This is a genomic window from Vreelandella halophytica, from assembly GCF_968193635.1.
Window position 1 is genome coordinate 3,533,153 of record NZ_OZ309107.1, and the last position, 18,278, is coordinate 3,551,430.

At 62.1% G+C, this 18,278-nt stretch carries 18 protein-coding genes; 9 read left to right on the forward strand and 9 right to left on the reverse strand.

Annotated features, from left to right (window positions below):
- Positions 1–22: 22 nt before the first annotated feature.
- Entirely contained in the window at positions 23–907 is an 885-nt protein-coding gene (locus ACWHXT_RS16400) for an urease accessory protein UreD (protein ID WP_447956611.1), read from the reverse strand.
- Between the two features lie 372 nt (positions 908–1,279).
- Here ACWHXT_RS16400 and ACWHXT_RS16405 point away from each other — a divergent pair, with 372 nt between their 5' ends.
- The 3 genes from ACWHXT_RS16405 to ACWHXT_RS16415 all read left to right on the forward strand — a co-directional run bounded on the left by ACWHXT_RS16405 (position 1,280) and on the right by ACWHXT_RS16415 (position 3,658).
- Positions 1,280–1,618, forward strand: a complete 339-nt coding sequence (locus ACWHXT_RS16405) for a hypothetical protein (protein ID WP_447956612.1) — start codon at positions 1,280–1,282, stop codon at positions 1,616–1,618.
- 166 nt (positions 1,619–1,784) lie between these two features.
- The gene (locus tag ACWHXT_RS16410; protein WP_447956613.1) at positions 1,785–2,186 is read left to right on the forward strand and encodes a DUF2946 family protein; all 402 of its coding nucleotides are present in this window, start codon (positions 1,785–1,787) and stop codon (positions 2,184–2,186) included.
- A 95-nt stretch (positions 2,187–2,281) separates the two neighbouring features.
- Positions 2,282–3,658 (forward strand): PepSY-associated TM helix domain-containing protein, encoded by a 1,377-nt coding sequence (locus ACWHXT_RS16415; protein WP_447956614.1) that lies wholly within the window; start codon positions 2,282–2,284, stop codon positions 3,656–3,658.
- Between the two features lie 19 nt (positions 3,659–3,677).
- Here ACWHXT_RS16415 and ACWHXT_RS16420 read toward each other — a convergent pair whose 3' ends face one another.
- Positions 3,678–5,048: a diguanylate cyclase gene (locus ACWHXT_RS16420; protein WP_447956615.1), complete on the reverse strand. Its 1,371-nt coding sequence runs from the start codon at positions 5,046–5,048 to the stop codon at positions 3,678–3,680.
- 238 nt (positions 5,049–5,286) lie between these two features.
- On the opposite strand from ACWHXT_RS16420, the gene ACWHXT_RS16425 reads away from it, so the two are divergent.
- From ACWHXT_RS16425 to ACWHXT_RS16450, 6 genes are all read left to right on the forward strand, one after another.
- Positions 5,287–6,258, forward strand: coding sequence for a metal ABC transporter solute-binding protein, Zn/Mn family (locus tag ACWHXT_RS16425; protein WP_447956616.1), 972 nt, complete (start codon positions 5,287–5,289; stop codon positions 6,256–6,258).
- A gap of 12 nt (positions 6,259–6,270) precedes the next feature.
- Entirely contained in the window at positions 6,271–7,053 is a 783-nt protein-coding gene (locus ACWHXT_RS16430) for a metal ABC transporter ATP-binding protein (protein WP_447927280.1), read from the forward strand.
- A 3-nt stretch (positions 7,054–7,056) separates the two neighbouring features.
- Positions 7,057–8,148 carry a metal ABC transporter permease gene (locus tag ACWHXT_RS16435; RefSeq protein ID WP_447956617.1) on the forward strand — a complete coding sequence of 364 codons (1,092 nt, stop codon included), beginning with the start codon at positions 7,057–7,059 and terminating at the stop codon, positions 8,146–8,148.
- The gene (locus ACWHXT_RS16440; protein WP_447956618.1) at positions 8,145–9,065 is read left to right on the forward strand and encodes a metal ABC transporter permease; all 921 of its coding nucleotides are present in this window, start codon (positions 8,145–8,147) and stop codon (positions 9,063–9,065) included. The genes ACWHXT_RS16435 and ACWHXT_RS16440 overlap by 4 nt, the downstream gene beginning before the upstream one ends.
- Before the next feature lie 114 nt (positions 9,066–9,179).
- Positions 9,180–9,629 (forward strand): type II RES/Xre toxin-antitoxin system antitoxin, encoded by a 450-nt coding sequence (parS, locus tag ACWHXT_RS16445; protein ID WP_447956619.1) that lies wholly within the window; start codon positions 9,180–9,182, stop codon positions 9,627–9,629.
- Positions 9,626–10,090, forward strand: a complete 465-nt coding sequence (locus tag ACWHXT_RS16450; protein WP_447956620.1) for an RES family NAD+ phosphorylase — start codon at positions 9,626–9,628, stop codon at positions 10,088–10,090. Before parS ends, ACWHXT_RS16450 begins: the two co-directional genes overlap by 4 nt.
- Positions 10,091–10,106: 16 nt before the next feature.
- On the opposite strand, the gene urtE is transcribed toward ACWHXT_RS16450, so the two are convergent.
- The 7 genes from urtE to ACWHXT_RS16485 form a co-directional block, all read right to left on the reverse strand.
- Positions 10,107–10,817 (reverse strand): urea ABC transporter ATP-binding subunit UrtE, encoded by a 711-nt coding sequence (gene urtE, locus ACWHXT_RS16455; protein ID WP_447956621.1) that lies wholly within the window; start codon positions 10,815–10,817, stop codon positions 10,107–10,109.
- Positions 10,817–11,653 carry an urea ABC transporter ATP-binding protein UrtD gene (gene urtD / locus ACWHXT_RS16460; RefSeq protein WP_447956622.1) on the reverse strand — a complete coding sequence of 279 codons (837 nt, stop codon included), beginning with the start codon at positions 11,651–11,653 and terminating at the stop codon, positions 10,817–10,819. Before urtD ends, urtE begins: the two co-directional genes overlap by 1 nt.
- A complete protein-coding gene (urtC, locus tag ACWHXT_RS16465; protein ID WP_447927287.1) occupies positions 11,650–12,798 on the reverse strand; it encodes an urea ABC transporter permease subunit UrtC in 1,149 nt (382 codons plus the stop codon). The genes urtD and urtC overlap by 4 nt, the downstream gene beginning before the upstream one ends.
- Before the next feature lie 3 nt (positions 12,799–12,801).
- On the reverse strand, positions 12,802–14,409 hold the full coding sequence (urtB, locus tag ACWHXT_RS16470) for an urea ABC transporter permease subunit UrtB (RefSeq protein WP_447956623.1): 1,608 nt from the start codon (positions 14,407–14,409) through the stop codon (positions 12,802–12,804).
- An 83-nt stretch (positions 14,410–14,492) separates the two neighbouring features.
- Entirely contained in the window at positions 14,493–15,800 is a 1,308-nt protein-coding gene (urtA, locus tag ACWHXT_RS16475) for an urea ABC transporter substrate-binding protein (protein WP_447958060.1), read from the reverse strand.
- 365 nt (positions 15,801–16,165) lie between these two features.
- Positions 16,166–17,653, reverse strand: a complete 1,488-nt coding sequence (locus ACWHXT_RS16480) for a tripartite tricarboxylate transporter permease (RefSeq protein WP_447927289.1) — start codon at positions 17,651–17,653, stop codon at positions 16,166–16,168.
- 38 nt (positions 17,654–17,691) lie between these two features.
- Positions 17,692–18,174 carry a tripartite tricarboxylate transporter TctB family protein gene (locus tag ACWHXT_RS16485; RefSeq protein ID WP_447927290.1) on the reverse strand — a complete coding sequence of 161 codons (483 nt, stop codon included), beginning with the start codon at positions 18,172–18,174 and terminating at the stop codon, positions 17,692–17,694.
- Positions 18,175–18,278: the final 104 nt, after the last annotated feature.

Sequence of the window (18,278 nt, forward strand, 5' to 3'; positions counted from 1 at the left end):
GGCGTCGTCCTTAAAAGAGAGATTACGTTAACCAGATGCGCGGCGTATGGGCCTCGCGCTCGATCAGGCGCGGGCGCAAAAGCCGCCAGGCTTGCTCGCAAAGCGCCCAGGCTTCATTACGTGATTGGCCCAGAAAACGCAGCAGCAGCACATTGTGGCGCTGCGTGACCGCCCAGTGGGGGCTATCCGGCAGCGCCTCGCGCAGCGCCTCGGCGGCTTGCTGATTATCATCGAGCCCGACCGCCCACAGCGTGGCCTGCACGGTGGCACCGCCCTGGCCCCAGCGGCCCACAAAGCGCGGATTTAATGGGTCCAGCGGCTGGCGCTCGAGCCACAAGGGCTTGCCATCCTGGGTCAGCCGAAAGTGCTGCTCGATACGCCCGGAAACGAACGGCAATTCGCTTGCCGGGCGGCCCAGCGCCATGACTTCCCAACCAAGGCATTTAGCACTGCCGTGAAGGGCGATATGGGTGTGCTGCTCGCCTTTCGAGCCATCAAAAGCAATGGTTTCCTGGGGCAGCCACTCGAGCACCGCGCCGTCGTCCACGGTGAGCTCGGTACGCTGGGTCCAGGCCACACCCTGGCTGTCCGCCTTATAGAGCTTGTTGGCCGCGGGCGTGGTCAAAAGCGCGTGGGCGCCGGGCTCAATATGGGCGCTAATGGTCAGCGCATCGCCGCTGACAAGGCCCCCGGGTGGGTGCAGCACGTAAACGTGACACGCCTGGCCGCGGCCTTCCGGGTAGAAGGGGCGCTGCACGCGAAGTGGGCCCTGGTGGCGCGCCTGGACCAGGCGCGTGGCGCCGTCGCGGTGGGCGAACACCAGGCCCAGTGAAGCCGCCCAACGGCGACTTTCATCGAAGCGGTGGCCGGAAGACGCGAGCGAAGGTGCGCTATCGCATAAGGTCATAGGAGCTATCGCTTTTGTCCGTTAAACAATCCGTTCACCTGGAAATGCAATTAATGCGCCAAAATGGTGAAACGTCTCGGCGCGTGCTCGAATCCAGCATTGGAACGCTATCTCAACAATCCCGGCCTTCCTCTTGCACCAAAAAAGAACAAAAAACACCATCGCGCACCAAAAAGTGGCGGCTCTGCTGGCGTGATGCACTGTTTGCGCAACCCTTATTGACGCCAGGGCCGACTGTTTGCCCTGCGCATTCAATGTTGGGCACTCGCTAAAGTTACTAGACAACCTTTTCCTGTAGCGTTTATATAAGAAAGCTTGCCAAAAGCTAATCAAGCTTCGCCTTTAGCCCATCACCTTTAAAGAGTCTTATTCATGAAACTATCCAAGTCATTGACCGCTAGTCTGCTACTTGGCGTGATGAGCAGCTCCGTTGCTGCAGAGCCGCTGCCCGAAGGCGCCGTCCAGCCAGGCACCCTTGCCAACCAGCAGTTGATGCAAGATGCCATGACCGGCGTTGCCGCCAAGGTCGACATGATGGGCTGCGACACCCCTGAAGAGCTCTATCCTTACGTGATGGCCATGCCCGAGGGAAGTGAGGGCGCCCAGCAATGGAAGGAGCTTTGGATGGTGCAAGGCTGCGATAGCGAGTTTCCTGTCGAAATTCGCTTCAGTGAAGCGGGGCCCAACGCCGCAGATTACGTGATTGAGTAACGCTATCGCCGCTGGCGCTTGCGATTCTTGACCAGGCGGCACGCGTGCCGCCTGATGGCCATGTGACAAAAGACCACCTGGGCAATACTGCCCATTGAACAACTTTGCGTTACGATCTAGCCATTCCCCGCCAACGACCTCGTGGCTCATCAGGATAGATCGCTTCGTGCAGTTACAACGCTCAACAGGCAAGCACTGGTATCGCATAGCGCTTTGTATGGCGCTGGTGGCGATGCTGTTGCTGCTGGTGGGCCCGCTGATCTCACAGCTTCAAGCGCACGATCATGCCCACCACGGCGACCATCACGCGCATTCAGGGCTGGGTCACGAAGGGCATCACGCCCACCACGGGCAGCCGCCAGCCCCAACCGAGCCGATCTTCACCTGGTTTCACGAGTGCGGCTACTGCTCGATCTGGCAGCAGTTCCCCTCTGCCCACGCGCTTTTGCCCACCATTGCCCGGCAGGCGTTCATTCACCAGGCCCCCTTGCCGCAAATGCCGTTGCAGGGGTTCGCCTCCCTCGATCACTACCGCCACGCACCTCCCCGCGCACCGCCGGCTGCCTAGCGACTCGTCTCTATTTCTGATCGCCTGTCGGCTTTTGACCGCCAGGCGCTTGTCGCTATCAAAGCGCCCATTAATCGGGCGTTCGAGGATTCGTGATGTCATCTCACGCCACTACCCCGTCGACGGCGAAAAAGCCGTTCGATATGTACCTCGCCGTCTGGCGCTGGCACTTCTACGCGGGCCTTCTGGTCCTGCCGTTTTTGATTATGCTGTCGATCACCGGCGCACTTTATCTCTTTCATCATGAGATCGACGCCATCGTTCACGCCGACGTCAAACGCGTGGAGGCTCAAGAGAGTACCGCTGCGCCCTCGGCGATGGTGAGCGCCGCGCTCGAAGCACAGCCGGGCACGGCGCTGAAATACACCGCCCCGGCCACCCCGGAAAGCTCGGCGGAAATCACCGTGCGCACCCCACAAGGCGAGCGCCTGGCGGTGTATGTAAACCCCTACACCGCCAACGTGCTCGGCATGCTGGACGACCAGGGCACCCTCATGTGGACGGTGCGCACCCTGCACAGCCTCAAGTTTTTCGGCGCCACGCCGCGCAAGCTAATCGAGATCACCGGCGGCTTCGCGATTTTGCTGGTGCTGACCGGCATTTACCTGTGGTGGCCCCGGCGCCAGGCCAACGGCGGTGTGGTCAGCGTGCGCGGAACGCCGAAAAAACGCGTGTTCTGGCGCGATTTGCATGCGGTGACGGGGTTGTTCGTCGGCGGCTTCATCCTGTTTCTGGCGATCACCGGGATGCCCTGGTCCGGGGTTTGGGGTGGCCAGGTGAACCAATGGGCCAACGGCAACAACTTCGGCTACCCCGCCGGGGTGCGGGTCGAGGTGCCGATGTCCGAGGCGCGCTTGAGCGAGCGAACGACCACCAGTTGGTCGATGGAGCAAGCGCGCATTCCCGAATCCAACGCGCCCACTCCAGCAGCGGCCCAGGCGGGTATCGGCCTGGACGAGGCCGTGGCGACCTTCGAGAGGCTCGGCCTGCATGACGGCTTCGCGGTGAACCTGCCAGGAAGCGCCACGGGCGTGTACACGGGCTCGGTCTACCCCAACGATTCAAGCCAGCAGCGCGTGGTGCATCTGGATCAGTACAGCGGCGAGCCGCTTGTGGACATGAGCTACCAAGACTACGGGCCGCTGGGCCGCTGGCTGGAATTCGGCATCAGCGTCCACATGGGCCAGGAATTCGGCCTGGCGAACCAGTTGGTGTTTCTGGCGGTGTGTATCGCCATCATCGGGCTATGTGTCAGTGCCGGCGTGATGTGGTGGAAACGCCGCCCGAAAGGGGGCGTCGGCGTACCGCCACTGCCTACAGATAAACGCGCCTTTCGCGGCATCATCGCCATTCTGGTAATCGGCGGGGTGCTGTTTCCGCTGACCGGTGCGGCGATTGCCGTAATGCTGGTCATCGACTGGTTTTTGGTTCGCCCGTTGCAGGAGCGCCGTTTCACATCTCGCCAGACGTGAAGGCGCCAGGACGTTCAGGCTAGCCGTTATCCGCCATCACGACCCGGTTACGCCCGGTGTGTTTGGCTTTATAAAGCGCCTCGTCGGCGCGCTGGATCGTGCGCTGGTAGTCCGGGTGGCCATCGTACAAGGCGAGGCCGAAGCTTGCGGTGACGTTGAGCAGCGTGTCGGCGCCGACCACCATGGACTCCTTGGCAATGGCCTGGCGCAGCCGCTCGGCGAACAGGCGGCTGCCCTCGGCGCAGCTATTGACCAGCACGATCAAAAACTCCTCGCCGCCCATGCGGAACACATAGTCGCCACCGCGGGTGGAGCGCTCCATGATACCGGCCACGTGCTGCAGCACGTGGTCGCCGGCTTCGTGACCGAAGCGGTCGTTGATCGACTTGAAGTGATCGATATCGAGCATCAACAAAACGAACTGCTTGCCGGATTGGCGGGCAAGCTCGATTTCGCGGCCAAGCACCACCGGCAGGAACTTGCGATTCAGTAGCAGCGTCAAGCTATCGCGCCCGGCCTCCAGCTGGGAGGCGCGCTTGAGCATGTCGTCCAGCAGCATCAAAATGCTGCGAATACCGTCACGAATACTGGCAAGCGCTGCCTGGCGCTGGCCCGCCTCTTGCCGGGCCAGCTCGGGCAGGGTTTGGTGGTCGATCCGCTCGATGCAGCCGGTGATACTCCCGATCTCGGGTACGCCTTCGAACACGTGGCTTGCCTTGTGAAAATACCAGAGCCCAAACTCGGAGCTCGCAAGAGGCAGCAAGGTTTGAACCGGCTGCTGCGAGGCCACGGCATACATCAGCGTATTCTCCCAATCGAGCAGCGCCGAACGCTGCCGCTCGCGCTCATCGCCAATATTTTGCGTGAGCGTAAAGAGCTTGTACGCCTCTTCGGTACGCGCGTTGCGCTCGCTGGCGACCGAGTAGGCGTAGCTCATGATCTCCATGGCCATATCGATCGTGTCAGAAACGTAAATAGCGGCGCGGCCCGCCGTGCGCGCTTCGCAAAGGTCCTCTTCGATGCGCTGATAAAAAGCCTGTTTTAGCTGGCGGGCACCGCCAAGAACGAGGTTGACCGGAATATCGACCCGGGCATGAATCTGGCCGATCTTCTCCTGCTGCTCCACCAATGCCAGTAAATCATCGTGCTCCTCGCTGAACATCGAAATCAGCCAGCGCTGCATCGAAGGATTTAAGCGCTGCTTGACCTGGTCATGGGACAGAAACAGCTTGGCGTGAGGGTCCTCCATCATGGTGTGGTAGAAATGGTGGGCGAACGGCTCATGATAGGCGTAGACCAGTTGAGCCACTGCCTGGCGTACCGACCTGGGCGTACGCTCTTGAAGCGTCTCCCACTGGGTCACTAGCTGGTACTTATCTTTATAGCGCATCGTCCACCCCGCCAATTAAGATTAATTAGACCAAACGATAACATTAACAAAAATTCGCCTTAGGTTTTTTTATCCACATCATGGTTTGCGCACATTTTTAGTTCGGTGAAGGACGCGGCGGCTTGACATAATTTTTGTAAGGCAAGAAACTTAGCAAAGGCTATACTTCTTACTGCATGTAAAATAAATTGCGCAGTGCAATGCACGGTTTCTTTTCATTCGATGCCCGGAGGTATCCATGGCACTAAAACGCGCGATCATGGCGTTGGGGCTTTTGCCGCTAAGCTCGCAGGCCCTGGCCGAGGAGCCGCTGAATGTGGTGGCGACCATCGGCATGATTGCCGATGTCGCCCAACAGGTGGGCGGCGAGTGCGTTAGCGTCGAGGCCATGATGGGCCCGGGGGTCGACCCACACCTTTACCAGGCCAGCGCCAGCGATGTGGCGCTACTGCGCGGCGCCGAGCAGATTCTCTACTCCGGCTATTCGCTTGAAGGCCAGCTCGGCTCGGTGCTGGAGAACTTCTCCAAACGCACACCGACTTTGGCCGTGGCCCCGGCCTCGATCGGCGAGGACGCGTTGATCAGCGCCCAGGGGGCCTACGGCGTCGACCCGCACCTGTGGATGGATATCTCGCTCTGGGCGCAGATCGTACCTACGCTTAGCGACACCTTGATAGAGGCGCGACCTGAGTGTCGTGATGCCATCGAGGCCAATAGCGAGCGCTACCAGGGCGAGCTTTCGGCGCTTCACGAATGGGTCAAGGAGAGCATTGCCAGCATTCCCGAGCAGCAGCGCGTGCTGGTCACCGCCCACGATGCGTTTAGCTACTATGGCCGCGCCTACGACATCGAGGTCGAAGGCATTCAGGGTATCAGCACCGAAACCGAAACCGGCATTGCCGATATCCGCAGCATGGCCAATAGTGTGGTAGAGCGCGGCGTGCCGGCGGTGTTCGTCGAAAGCACGATCAACCCGCGCACGATTCAGGCGGTGATCGACGCAGCCAAACAGCGCGGCCACACGGTGAGCGTGGGCGGCGAGCTTTATTCGGACGCCATGGGCGATACGGGCACCGTCGACGGCACCTATATGGGCATGCTTTACCGCAATACCCAGCATATCGTCGAGGCGCTGGGCGGTACCCTTGCCCCGCTGCCCGACACGCTGGATGAGTGGGCAAGCCAGTGGCAGCTCGACCAACAGGGATAAAAGGCACGCTTAATGGCAATACCCGCAAGCGCTGAGCCGGCCCTCAGCATTAACAACCTGACCGTGAGCTACCACAACCAGCCCGTGCTTTGGGATATCGATCTGGATATCCCGGCGGGCGTGATGGCGGGCATCGTCGGCCCCAACGGGGCGGGCAAAAGCACGCTGATCAAGAGCCTTTTGGGGCTGGTGCCGTCGCTTTCCGGCGAGGTGAAGGTGCACGGCAAGCCCTACGCGGCCCAGCGCAAGCGGGTGGGCTACGTGCCCCAGCGCTCGAGCGTGGACTGGGACTTCCCCACCACCGCGCTGGATGTCGTGACCATGGGCCTTTACGGGCGCCTGGGCTGGTTCAAGCGCCCGGGCCGTAAAGAGCGCCAGGAGGCGATGGAGGCGCTCGAGATGGTGAGCATGAGCGAGCTTGCCCACCGCCAGATCAGCCAGCTCTCCGGCGGCCAGCAACAGCGGGTGTTTCTGGCCCGGGCACTGGTGCAGCAGGCGGATGTCTACTTTCTGGACGAACCCATGGCCGGGGTGGACGCCACCACGGAGCGGGCGATCATCGATATCCTGCGCCGTTTGAGAGACGCGGGCAAAACCCTGATCGTCGTCCACCACGACCTGCAAACGGTGAGCAGCTACTTCGACTGGCTACTGCTTTTGAACGTGCGGGTGATCGCCGCCGGCCCGGCCGACGAAGTCTTCAAGATCGATCATCTGCGCCAGGCCTACGGCGGCCAGATCGCCCTGCTGGGCGACAGCGAATCATTGATGTTTCCCGCCTCGAAAGTGACCTGACCCATGGACTGGCTCGCGCTCTTATCGGACTACACCTTTCAAAACGTGGTGATCGGCGCATCTCTCTTGGGCCTGATCAGCGGGCCGCTGGGCTGCTTTGCGGTACTTCGCCGCCAGAGCCTTTTGGGCGACGCCATCTCCCACGCCGCACTTCCGGGCATATGCATGAGTTTCATCATCACCGGCAGCCGCGACATCGGCGGCATCATGCTGGGCTCGCTGGCCACCGGCTCGCTCGCCGCGCTCATCATGCTGCTGCTCACCCGCAAAAGCCGCTTGAAAACCGACGCCGCCCTGGGCGTGTGTTTGAGCCTCTTTTTTGCCGTCGGCATCGTGCTGCTCACCTACATCCAGGGCACCAGCAACGCCTCCCAGGGCGGGCTCGAGGCCTTTCTCTTCGGCCAAGCCGCCGCCACGCTGCGCTCGGATCTCTGGGTGATGGGCGGCGTAACGCTGGCGACTCTCACACTGCTCGCCGCCTTCTGGAAGCAGGCCAAGCTGGTCACCTTCGATGCCGAGTACGCCCGCACCTTGGGCATGCCCGCCACGGCCATCGAGGCCACGCTCACCGCCATGGTGGCACTCGCCGTGGTGGTCGGTTTGCAGATGGTCGGGGTGATTCTGATGGCGGCGATGATCGTCGCCCCGGCAGCGGCGGCAAGGCAATGGAGCCGCCACCTGGGCACGATGCTGGCGATTGCCGCGGGGGTGGGCATCGTCAGCGGCGTATCCGGGGCGACGATCAGCACGCTGTCCCGCGGGCTCGCCACCGGCCCGCTGATCGTACTGACCGCCACGGCCATCGTGCTGCTGTCGCTTGCGCTGGCCCCTGGCCGCGGTCTTTTGTGGGGAATGATGAAACACTACCGCCAGAAAGCCGAGCTGCAACAGCAGCAGCTGCTCTACACGCTTTATAAACACCCGGCCAGACCCGCGCCACGCCGTTTGTCCCTGGGCGCGTGGCTAACGCTTGCCCGGCTCAAGCGCCAGGGGTATCTGGCCCACTCGCAAGATGAGGCGGGCTGGGGGTTGACCGCTTCCGGCCAGGCCAAGGCCCGGCAGGTGGTCGCCACGTTCGAGGAGGTCGCGCCATGATCGAGGCACTACTCGACAGCACCGCCCTGCCGATCATTCTGGTCGGCGCCATGGTGGGCATCGCCTCTTCGGCGGTGGGCACCTTTTTGGTGCTGCGCGGCAACAGCATGCTGTCGGATGCCATCAGCCATTCGATCGTGTTCGGCATCGTCATCGTCTGGATACTCACCAAGCAGCAAAGCGGGCCGGTGCAGCTCATCGGCGCCGCGCTGACCGGGCTTTTGACAGTATTTCTCACCGAGGCGCTCGCCAACACCAAACGTGTGAAGCAGGACGCCGCCATCGGCCTGGTGTTTCCGGCGCTGTTCTCGATCGGCGTGCTGCTGCTCAATATCTACGCCCACGACGTGCACATCGACACCCACACGGTACTGCTGGGGGAGATCGGCTTCGTCTGGCTGGATACCGTCGACATGTTTGGGCTACCCATTCCCCAGGCGCTGGTGTCGATGAGCGTGATGACGCTGCTCAATTACGCCTTTATCGGTGTTTTTTATAAGGAGCTGAAGCTCGCCACCTTCGATCCGGCGCTTGCCAAAACCTTTGGCTTCATGCCGACGATCCTGTTCTATGGTCTTTTGATGCTGACCAGTTCCACCGCCGTGGCCGCCTTCGACGCCGTGGGGGCAGTGCTGTTCATCGCCTTTGCGATCGTGCCCGCATCGGCTGCTTACCTGCTCACCGACCGCCTGTGGATGATGTTCATCATCGGCGCGCTGATCTCGATTGCCTCGAGCATTAGTGGCTATTACCTGGCCGTGCATTTGAACGTCTCGATCGGCGGCATGATGGCGGTGATGACCGGCGTGTTCCTGATCCTCGCCTTTCTGGGCGGGCCGCGGTATGGGCTTGTCACCCAAGTGCTCAAACGCCGCCGGGCGAGGCAAGCGCCGGTGGAGCCGCCGCCGACCTCGTAAAAGGCGGCAGGAACGTCAAGCGCCAGGCAGCGCGGTCAAAGCCTATCGCTTGACAGCAACGACGTTTGCGCCTATACCATTTGATAGTCCACAGACATATCAAGTGAAAACTCAATGGATACGTCCTTTACCCAATACCAGCCCCCCAAAGCGCTGGCTGCCGGTTTCTGGCAGCAGGTTGGCCTGCCCGCCCGTGGTCGCAAACTGCATGAGCTATTGCATGAAGGCGTGGAATACCGGGTTTACCCTCAGCTTGCCAGGGTATCGGGTATCGAGCAAAAGGCCCTGGCAGGCTATGTGGATATCCCCCCGGCCACGCTGAGCCGCCGTGCCAAATCGGGACGTTTCAAGATGGCGGAAAGCGACCGGCTTTACCGCTTTGCCGAACTCTTCAAGGCGGCGCTGGATCTGTTCGAAGGTGACACCGAGAGCGCCCGCGCCTGGCTGCTCAAACCCAATGTAGGGTTGGGCGGGCGCAGGCCAGTGGAGATGAGCGCGACCTCCGCCGAGTACCAAACGGTGCTGAACCTGATTGGCCGGCTGGAGCACGGAGTGACCGCGTGAGCGAGGTTCAGGCGTACAGGCTGGTCAAGCGCAAGTACCAGGACACCGCCTTCGATGGCGAGGGCGCACGGCTTTACGGCGGGCGTTGGAACAGCCCCGGCAACGCCTGTGTGTATGTGGCAAGCTCCGAGTCACTTGCGCTTCTCGAAATCATGGTGCACCTGGAGAGCTACCGGCTGCTCGAGACCTATGCACTACTGCGGCTGACGCTACCCGCCGAGAGCATTCTACGCGTTGGAATAGAAGATTTACCCGATAACTGGCAGGAAGCACCGGCACCCGCGGAAACCGCGGAGCTGGGCGACGGCTGGCTGGCATCAAAACAAAGCCTGGCACTGGCGCTACCCAGCGTAATCGTGCCGCGAGAGCTCAACTACATGCTCAACCCGGCGCATCCACTGTTCGATCAAATGACGACCACCGCCGAAGAACTGCCTTTTCAAGCCGACTCTAGACTTTAAACCGGGTGTGGATAACTCAAACCGTCAGGTGCGTCTTGATCAGTTCCTGGGATAGCTCCCCGATCTCGCCTTTGGCCACCGGGCGGCCGCGGTCCATGATCACGAAGCGGTCGGCGTATTTGCGCGCAAACGGCAGTTTCTGCTCGACGAGCAGCACCGTGAGGCCGTCCTCTTCGATCAGTTGGCGAATCACCTGGCCGATCTGGGCGACGATGTTGGGCTGAATACCCTCCCCCGGCTCGTCCAGAATCAAGAGCTTGGGTTCGATCACCAGCGCCCGGCCGATGGCGAGCTGTTGCTGCTGGCCGCCGGAGAGATCGCCGCCGCGGCGGTGCTTCATCTCCTGAAGCACCGGGAAGAGTTCGAAAATCCGCGCGGGGATCTTCTTCAGCCCGTCGCCGCGGGCGGCCAGGCCCGTACGCAGGTTCTCTTCCACCGTGAGCATCGGGAAAATCTGCCGGCCCTGGGGCACGTAACCAATGCCCAGCCGGGAGCGCGCCTCGATCGCTTTTTTGGTCAGTTCGATCTCGCCGGTATCGCCGCCCTGGTAACGAAGCTGGCCACTCTTTACGGCGACCTCACCCATGATGGCTTTCATCAGCGTGGTTTTGCCCACGCCGTTGCGGCCCATTACGCAGGTGCATTGCCCTTTGGGTACCTCGAGATCGAGATCCCAGAGCGTGTGGCTTTCGCCGTAGAACTGGTTGAGTTTGTCGATGGAGAGCATCAGGCGGCCTCCTCGTCGTCGGCACCCAGGTACACCTCGACCACTTTGGGGTCAATGGCGACCTGATCCATGCTGCCCTCGGCCAGCACGCTGCCCTGGTGCAGCACGGTCACCTGGCGGGCGATGGAGCGCACGAAGCCCATGTCGTGCTCGACCACCACCACCGACTGCTTGCCGGCAAGCCCGGTGAGAAGCTCGGCGGTGCGCTCCATCTCCTGCTCGGTCATGCCGGCGACGGGCTCGTCCACCAGCAACAGCCGCGGGCGCTGCATCAGGAGCATTCCGATCTCGAGCCACTGTTTCTGGCCATGAGAGAGAATGCCCGCCGGCTGAAAACGAAGCTGAGTCAGACCGATGGTGGTCAGCACCTCTTCGATGCGGTCCTGGATTTCGCCGGTCATGCGCGCGGTGAGCGTGGCCACGATGCGCTTGTCCGCGGCCATGGCCAGCTCCAGATTCTCGAAGACGCTGAGCGCCTCGAACACCGTGGGCTTTTGAAACTTGCGCCCGATGCCGAGGCTCGCGATCTCCGGCTCGTTCATGTCCAAAAGGTTGTGGCGGCTGCCGAACCAGACGCTGCCCTCGGTGGGCCGGGTCTTGCCGGTGATGATATCCATCATGGTGGTCTTGCCCGCCCCGTTGGGGCCGATGATGCAGCGAAGCTCGCCGTCATCGATGGTCAGGTTCAGCTTGTCGATCGCCTTGAAGCCGTCGAAGCTGACCGTGACGTCTTCCATGTAGAGAATCGGGCCATGACGCACATCCACCTTTGAGGCCTGCGGCGTCATGAAATCGAACACCCGATCGCGGGCTTTTAGCGATTCTATAAAGCTCATGCGTTCGCCTCCCGGGGCTCACTGGATGAAGGGGTACGCCGCCGCGAAAGATGGGGCAGCAGCCCGGCCACGCCCTTGGGCAGCAGCACGGTGACCAGCACGAACAGCCCACCGAGGGCAAAGAGCCAGGCATCCGGCATCACGCCGGTGAACACGGTCTTGGCGTAGTTGACCAGGATCGCGCCGATGACCGCGCCATACAGCGTAGCGCGGCCGCCGAGCGCGACCCACAGCACGATTTCGATGGAAAACAGCGGCGCGAACTCGCTGGGGTTGATGATGCCGACTTGCGGCACGTAGAGCGCCCCCGCCACGCCCGCGAGCATGGCCGAAACCACGAACACGAATAGCTGGAAGCGCTCGACCCGGTAGCCGATGAAGCGCGTACGCGCCTCGGCGTCCCGGGTCGCCACGCACACCCGGCCCAGCTTACTGGTGACGATCGCCCGGCAGAGGATATAGCCCAGCGCCAGCGCCACCCCGGAGGCTATAAAGAGCCCGAGGCGCGTGTCAGAACTGCGCAGGTTGAAGCCGAGTATCTCGCGAAAATCCGTCAGGCCGTTGTTACCGCCAAAGCCCATCTCGTTGCGGAAAAACGCCAGCATCAGCGCAAACGTCAGCGCCTGGGTGATGATCGAGAGATACACCCCGGTGACCCGGGAGCGAAACGCCAAAAAGCCGAAGATCAGCGCCAGAAGGCCGGGCGCCAGCAGCACCATGGCGAAGGCGAACCAGGCCATGTCGAAGCCGTGCCAGTACCAGGGCAGGCTCTCCCAGTTGAGAAACACCATGAAGTCCGGCAATACCGGGTCGCCGTAGGTGCCGCGCTCACCAATCTGGCGCATCAGGTACATGCCCATGGCGTAACCACCGATAGCAAAAAACGCCCCGTGGCCCAGGCTCAAAATACCCAGATACCCCCAGACGAGATCCACCGCCACGGCGAGCAGCGCGTAGCTTAAGTACTTGCCGAAGAGATTCACCGTATAGGCGTTGATATGCAGCGCGTGGCCCCGGGGCAGCGCCACGTGCAGTACGGTGACGATCACCAAGGCCGCCAGCAGCACGCCGAGGAAAATCTGCGTGGCGCGCTCGCCAAAGGGGCGGGTGAGCCAGAAGCGGCTCGAGGTTGAATGCAGGCTCATCGCTTAACCCTCCGCCGCGCGGCCCTTCTGGGGGAAGAGTCCCCGCGGGCGCTTTTGAATGAACAAGATGATGAACACGAGCACGATGATCTTGGCGAGTACCGCCCCGGCCCAGGGCTCGAGGACCTGATTGATGACGCCCAGCGAAAGCCCGGCCACGAGCGTCCCCCAAAGATTTCCCACGCCGCCGAACACCACCACCATGAACGAATCGATGATGTAGTTCTGGCCCAGGTTCGGCCCCACATTGGTGAGCTGAGAAAGCGCCACGCCGGCAAGCCCAGCCACACCGGAGCCCAGCGCGAAGGTCATGATATCGACCCGAGTGGCGCGAATGCCCATGGAGCGCGCCATGGCGCGGTTCTGGGTAACGGCGCGCACCTCTAACCCCAGGCGCGTGCGGCGCATGACCAGCATCAGCCCGGCAAACACCAACAGCGCAAAGCCCATCACGTAAAGGCGGTTGAGCGTCAGCGACAGCGCGTCGTTGATGACCAGCGAGCCACTCATCCACTCCGGGGTGATCACCGTGCGGTTCAGCGGCGAAATCACCGTGCGCACCAGCTGCTGGAGGATCAGGCTGATACCGAAGGTGGCCAGCAGCGTTTCCAGCGGGCGGCCCTTCAAAAACTGAATCACGCTACGCTCGATGGCGATGCCGGCAAGTGCGGCCACCAAAAAGCCCGCCGGGATGGAGAGCATCAGCGCCAGGCCCGGTTGGCCGGGCAGTAGCTGCTGCATCATCCAGGTGGTGTAGGCGCCGAGCATCATCAGCTCGCCGTGGGCCATATTGATCACGCCCATCACGCCGAAAGTGATCGCCAAGCCAATCGCCGCGAGTACCAGTATTGAGCCCAGGCTCAGGCCGAAATAGAGCGTCTCGACGCCGCGGTTGATCTTGAGGCTCTGCTCGATATTGCCCAGGGCGTTGCGCGCCGCCTCGGCCACCGCCGGATTGTCGCCGCTCGCCGCCCGGTTCAGGGCTACACGGGCGCGGGGGTGCAGGCTGCCCGAAAGCGCCTCGATGCCTTCCATCTCGCCGTTTTCTGCCTGGTAGATCGCCACGGCCTGGGCCAGGCGCATGCTGACGTAGTCGTCTTCGGCTTCCGTGATCACCGTGGCCAGCGTATCAAAAAGCTCGTCGTCCACCTCGCCCAGCAGGCGATCCGCGGAGGTGCGCCGGCGCTCCACGTTGGGCGAGTAGAGATCCACCACGGCGATGGCGCTACGCAGCTGGTTTCGAAGCGCGTTGTTGATGCCGATGCGATCCAGCTCGCGGCGTGACATCTCGCCGAGCGCCTCGCCGGTCAGGGCGTCTTCCACCGGCCAGTTGCGCCCGCTATTGTCCAACACGACCACGAAACGACCGTCATCCGTTCGCTGCAGGCGGCCGTCCAACAGCGCCTGGAGCCACTCCCGGGCGCGCTCGTCGTCGCTTTGCAAGATATTCGAGATCGCCTCGCCCTTGTCGCGGTAGGAATCCACGTCCAGGGTTTCGAGCAGCGCGTAGCCGGAGTCGTCGTTGGGCGAAGCGGCGCTGGTTTGCGCCGCCGCACTCGGTAAAAAGCCGGCCAGCAGGCACAGCAGCGCCCAGAAAAGGAAACGCCTCATCGGGTTCTTCCTTTGAGTATGAGTAAGAGATGGCGTGCCCCGGGCCGCCTACGCGGCCCGGGTAAAAGGCGTACTCGAAAACGCTACTCGGCCAGCGCCGCTTCGGCTTCCTCAGCGGCGTTACTGCCACCGCAGGAGCCGTTGACCACGTTGAAGTTGCCGCACTCCATGGGCTTGCGCCAGTCACTGATCAGGTCGCGAGAGCCGGGCAGGTAATCCGACCAGGCGTCGCCGGCCACCGTGGAGGGCGTCTGCCAGACGATGTCGAACTGGCCGTTGTCCTGCACCTCGCCGATCAGCACCGGCTTGGTGATGTGATGATTGGGCATCATGGCCGCATAGCCGCCGGAAAGGTTCGGCACGCTCACGCCGATAATGGCGTCCTTGATGGCATCCACGTCGGTGGTGCCCGCTTTACGAACCGCTTCCGCCCACATGTTGAAGCCAATGTAGTGGGCCTCCATCGGGTCGTTGGTGACCGACTCTTCATCACCGGTATGCTCGATCCAGGCGTCGATGAAGTCATAGTTTTCGTCGGTGTCCACGCTCATGAAGTAGTTCCACGCGGCCAGGTGGCCGACCAGCGGGCCGGTGTCGATACCGGAAAGCTCCTGCTCACCTACCGAAAAAGCGATGACCGGGATGTCCGCCGCGTCGATCCCCTGGTTGGCAAGCTCACGATAAAACGGCACGTTGGCGTCGCCGTTGATGGTGGAGACCACTGCGGTGGGCTTGCCCTCTTCGCCGAAGCGGCGGATCTCGGAGACGATGTTCTGCCAGTCCGAATGACCAAACGGCGTGTAGTCGACCATGATGTCTTCATCCGCGATGCCGTGCTCGTCCTTCAAAAAGGCTTCGAGAATACGGTTGGTGGTACGCGGGTAGACGTAGTCGGTGCCGATCAGCGCAAAGCGCTCGATGCCCACTTCGTTGATCAGATATTCGACGGCGGGAATCGCCTGCTGGTTGGGGGCCGCCCCGGTGTAGAAGACGTTTTCCGAGGACTCCTCGCCTTCGTACTGAACCGGGTAGAAGAGCAGGCCATTGAGTTCCTCGACCACCGGCAGCACCGCCTTGCGCGAAACCGAGGTCCAGTTGCCGAAAATGACGTCCACCTCTTCCTGGGCGAGCAGCTCCCGGGCGCGCTCGGCGAACAGTGGCCAGTTGGAAGCCGGGTCGACCACCACGGCCTCAAGATCCCGGCCCAGCAGCCCGCCCGCGTCGTTTTGCTGCTGGATGAGCATCTCGACGGTATCTTTCAGCGTCGACTCGCTGATCGCCATGGTGCCGGAGAGCGAGTGGAGAATACCGACCTTGATCGGGTCGTTGCTCTCCTGAGCCACGGCCTGGGCGCCGGCGCCCATGACGGCGACAGCCAGTAAAGAGGTCATGAAACGGCGGGAAAGAGGAAGCGTTGGTTTGGCCACTTGGATCTCCTTGCGCCCTTTGAAAAGGGCTCGTTATTTGAATAGCGGGCCTGCGGGGGCGTTAAACCGGGCAGGTATCGCTTATCACTCTTGCAAGGGATGCGCCAGGATGGCGCCTTGGGCGGTCATGCTTTTTAAGTCAATGGGTTATCAACACCAAACCCGGCTTAGCCGGCTTTAGCTGCACCAATTAGGATCAATACAGGCTCGGCGCTGATCGTTTCTGATGCGCCCGCCCACGCCATGCACCAAAAGCGTTTCATGGAGCCAGCACCTATGCACAAAAAAGCGCCCCGAAGGGCGCTTCAAAGCATGGGTGAAAGCGAACATCACACGGCGCGCTTGCGGCGCTTTTTGAGCAGCGGCAGCAAAAGCGACAAGAGCGCGACGGCGAGCAGCGAGAGCGAAATGGGCTTCTCGACGAAGGTCATCCAGTCACCGCCGGAGATCTGCAGCGCCCGACGCATGGACTCCTCCATGATGTTGCCCAGAATCAGCGCAAGAATCAGCGGCGCGGCGGGAAAGCCGAATAAGCGCATCCCAAGGCCCAGTAGGCCGAAGCCTAACAGCAGCAGCAAATCGAACACGCTGAAGCTCATGCCGTACACGCCGATCATGCAAAATATCAAGATCAGCGAGAGCAGCATCGCCCGGGGCAGATCGAGAATCTTGGCGATCAGGGGAATCAGCGGCAGGTTGAGCACCAGCAAGAATATGTTACCCACGTACATGCTCGCCACCACGCCCCAGAAGACGTCCGGGCGCTGTTCGAGCATCATCGGCCCAGGCGTCACGCCCATGACCAGCAGCGCGCCCAACAGTACCGCCGTGGTGCCGGAGCCGGGCACGCCCAGAGTGAGCAGCGGCACGAAGGAGCCGGTGCAGGCGGCGTTGTTGGCCGCTTCCGGCGCGGCTACGCCCTTGATGTTGCCCTTGCCAAAGGTATCGCCGTCTTTAGCGATGCGTTTTTCCATGCTGTAGCCCAGAAACGAGCCGATCGTGGCGCCGGCGCCGGGCAGCACGCCGGTGAAAAAGCCCAGCACCGAGCTTCGGCTGACCGGCCCGGCGATCTGCCCCACTTCCGAGCGGGTGAGCTTCAGCGAGCCGATGGCGTTACGCGGCGCCTCCTTGCCACCCCCGCCGCGCAGCAGCATGTAGAACACCTCGGCCAGCGCGAAGATACCCAGCGCCACCACCAGGAAATCGATGCCGTCGAGCAGCTGCGCCGAGCCAAAGGTGTAGCGCTCGGTGCCGGTTTGCATGTCGATGCCCACGATCGAGATCATCACGCCCACCACGGCGGCGATCAGGCCTTTCACCAGGGACTTGTCCGAAAGCGACACCACTGCGGTCAACCCCAGCACCATCAGCGCGAAGTACTCCGCCGGGCCGAAGCTTACCGCCACTTTGGACAGAAGCGGCGCCACCAGCATCAGAAAGACCACCGAGACCGTACCGCCCACGAACGACGAGTAGGCGGCAATCGCCAGCGCCTTGCCCGCCAGGCCCTGCTTGGCCAAGGGGTAGCCATCGAAGGAGGTCGCCACGGTGCCCGCAACCCCTGGGGCGTTCAAAAGAATCGACGAGGTCGAGCCGCCGAAGATGGCGCCGTAGTACACCCCGGCCATCAGGATCAGCCCGGAGGAGGGTTCCATCGAGAAGGTGATCGGAATCATCAGCGCCAGCGCGCTGATCGGCCCAAGGCCCGGCAGCATGCCGATGATGGTGCCGGCAAACACGCCGGCGAAAACGTAGGCGATATTGATCGGCTCGAGCGCGATGCCAAAGCCGTACATGAGATTGTTCAAGGCATCCATGGGCGTGTCTCTCGTTAGCAGCGTTTAGACGACGGCGCTTAAATCGGCAGTATGCCGGTGGGCAGGTAGACATCCATCACCCGCGTCATCAACAGATAAAGCCCCAGCACCACCGCCAGCGACACCGCCAGGTTCACCCCATGACGGCGGTAGCCGTAGTAGGCGGTCAGGCCCACGCACAAAAGCAGTGAGGCCACCACGAAACCCAGCGGCACGAGCAGCAGCGCGTAGGCGGCGATCGCCACCGAGGTCACGATGACGCGCGCCCAGGGGGTCAACAACAGCGGGCCTTGCTGAGCCTGCTCGTCGATCTCGTCGCTTCCGGCAATCGGCGCCGGCTTTTCGAAAAACAGAAACCCGGCCAGCAGCAGCAGCGTCACGCCAAGCGCTTTGGGAAAAAGGTCCGAGTCGACCGGGCGCGGCAACGGAAACGTCGGCACCTGCCAGGCCATGGCCAGATACGCTGCCGCGAACACGGCAAGCACGAGGGCCAGCCACTGATTGGTGTTTAATCGCGTCATGAGGAGTCTCTTTCAAAAGAAGGGCCGCGAAGGTAGGGCTAGGCCCGCGTTTCAGGCAAACGACCCCGGCGGCCCATACGGCCACCGGGGTCGTAACGCGACGG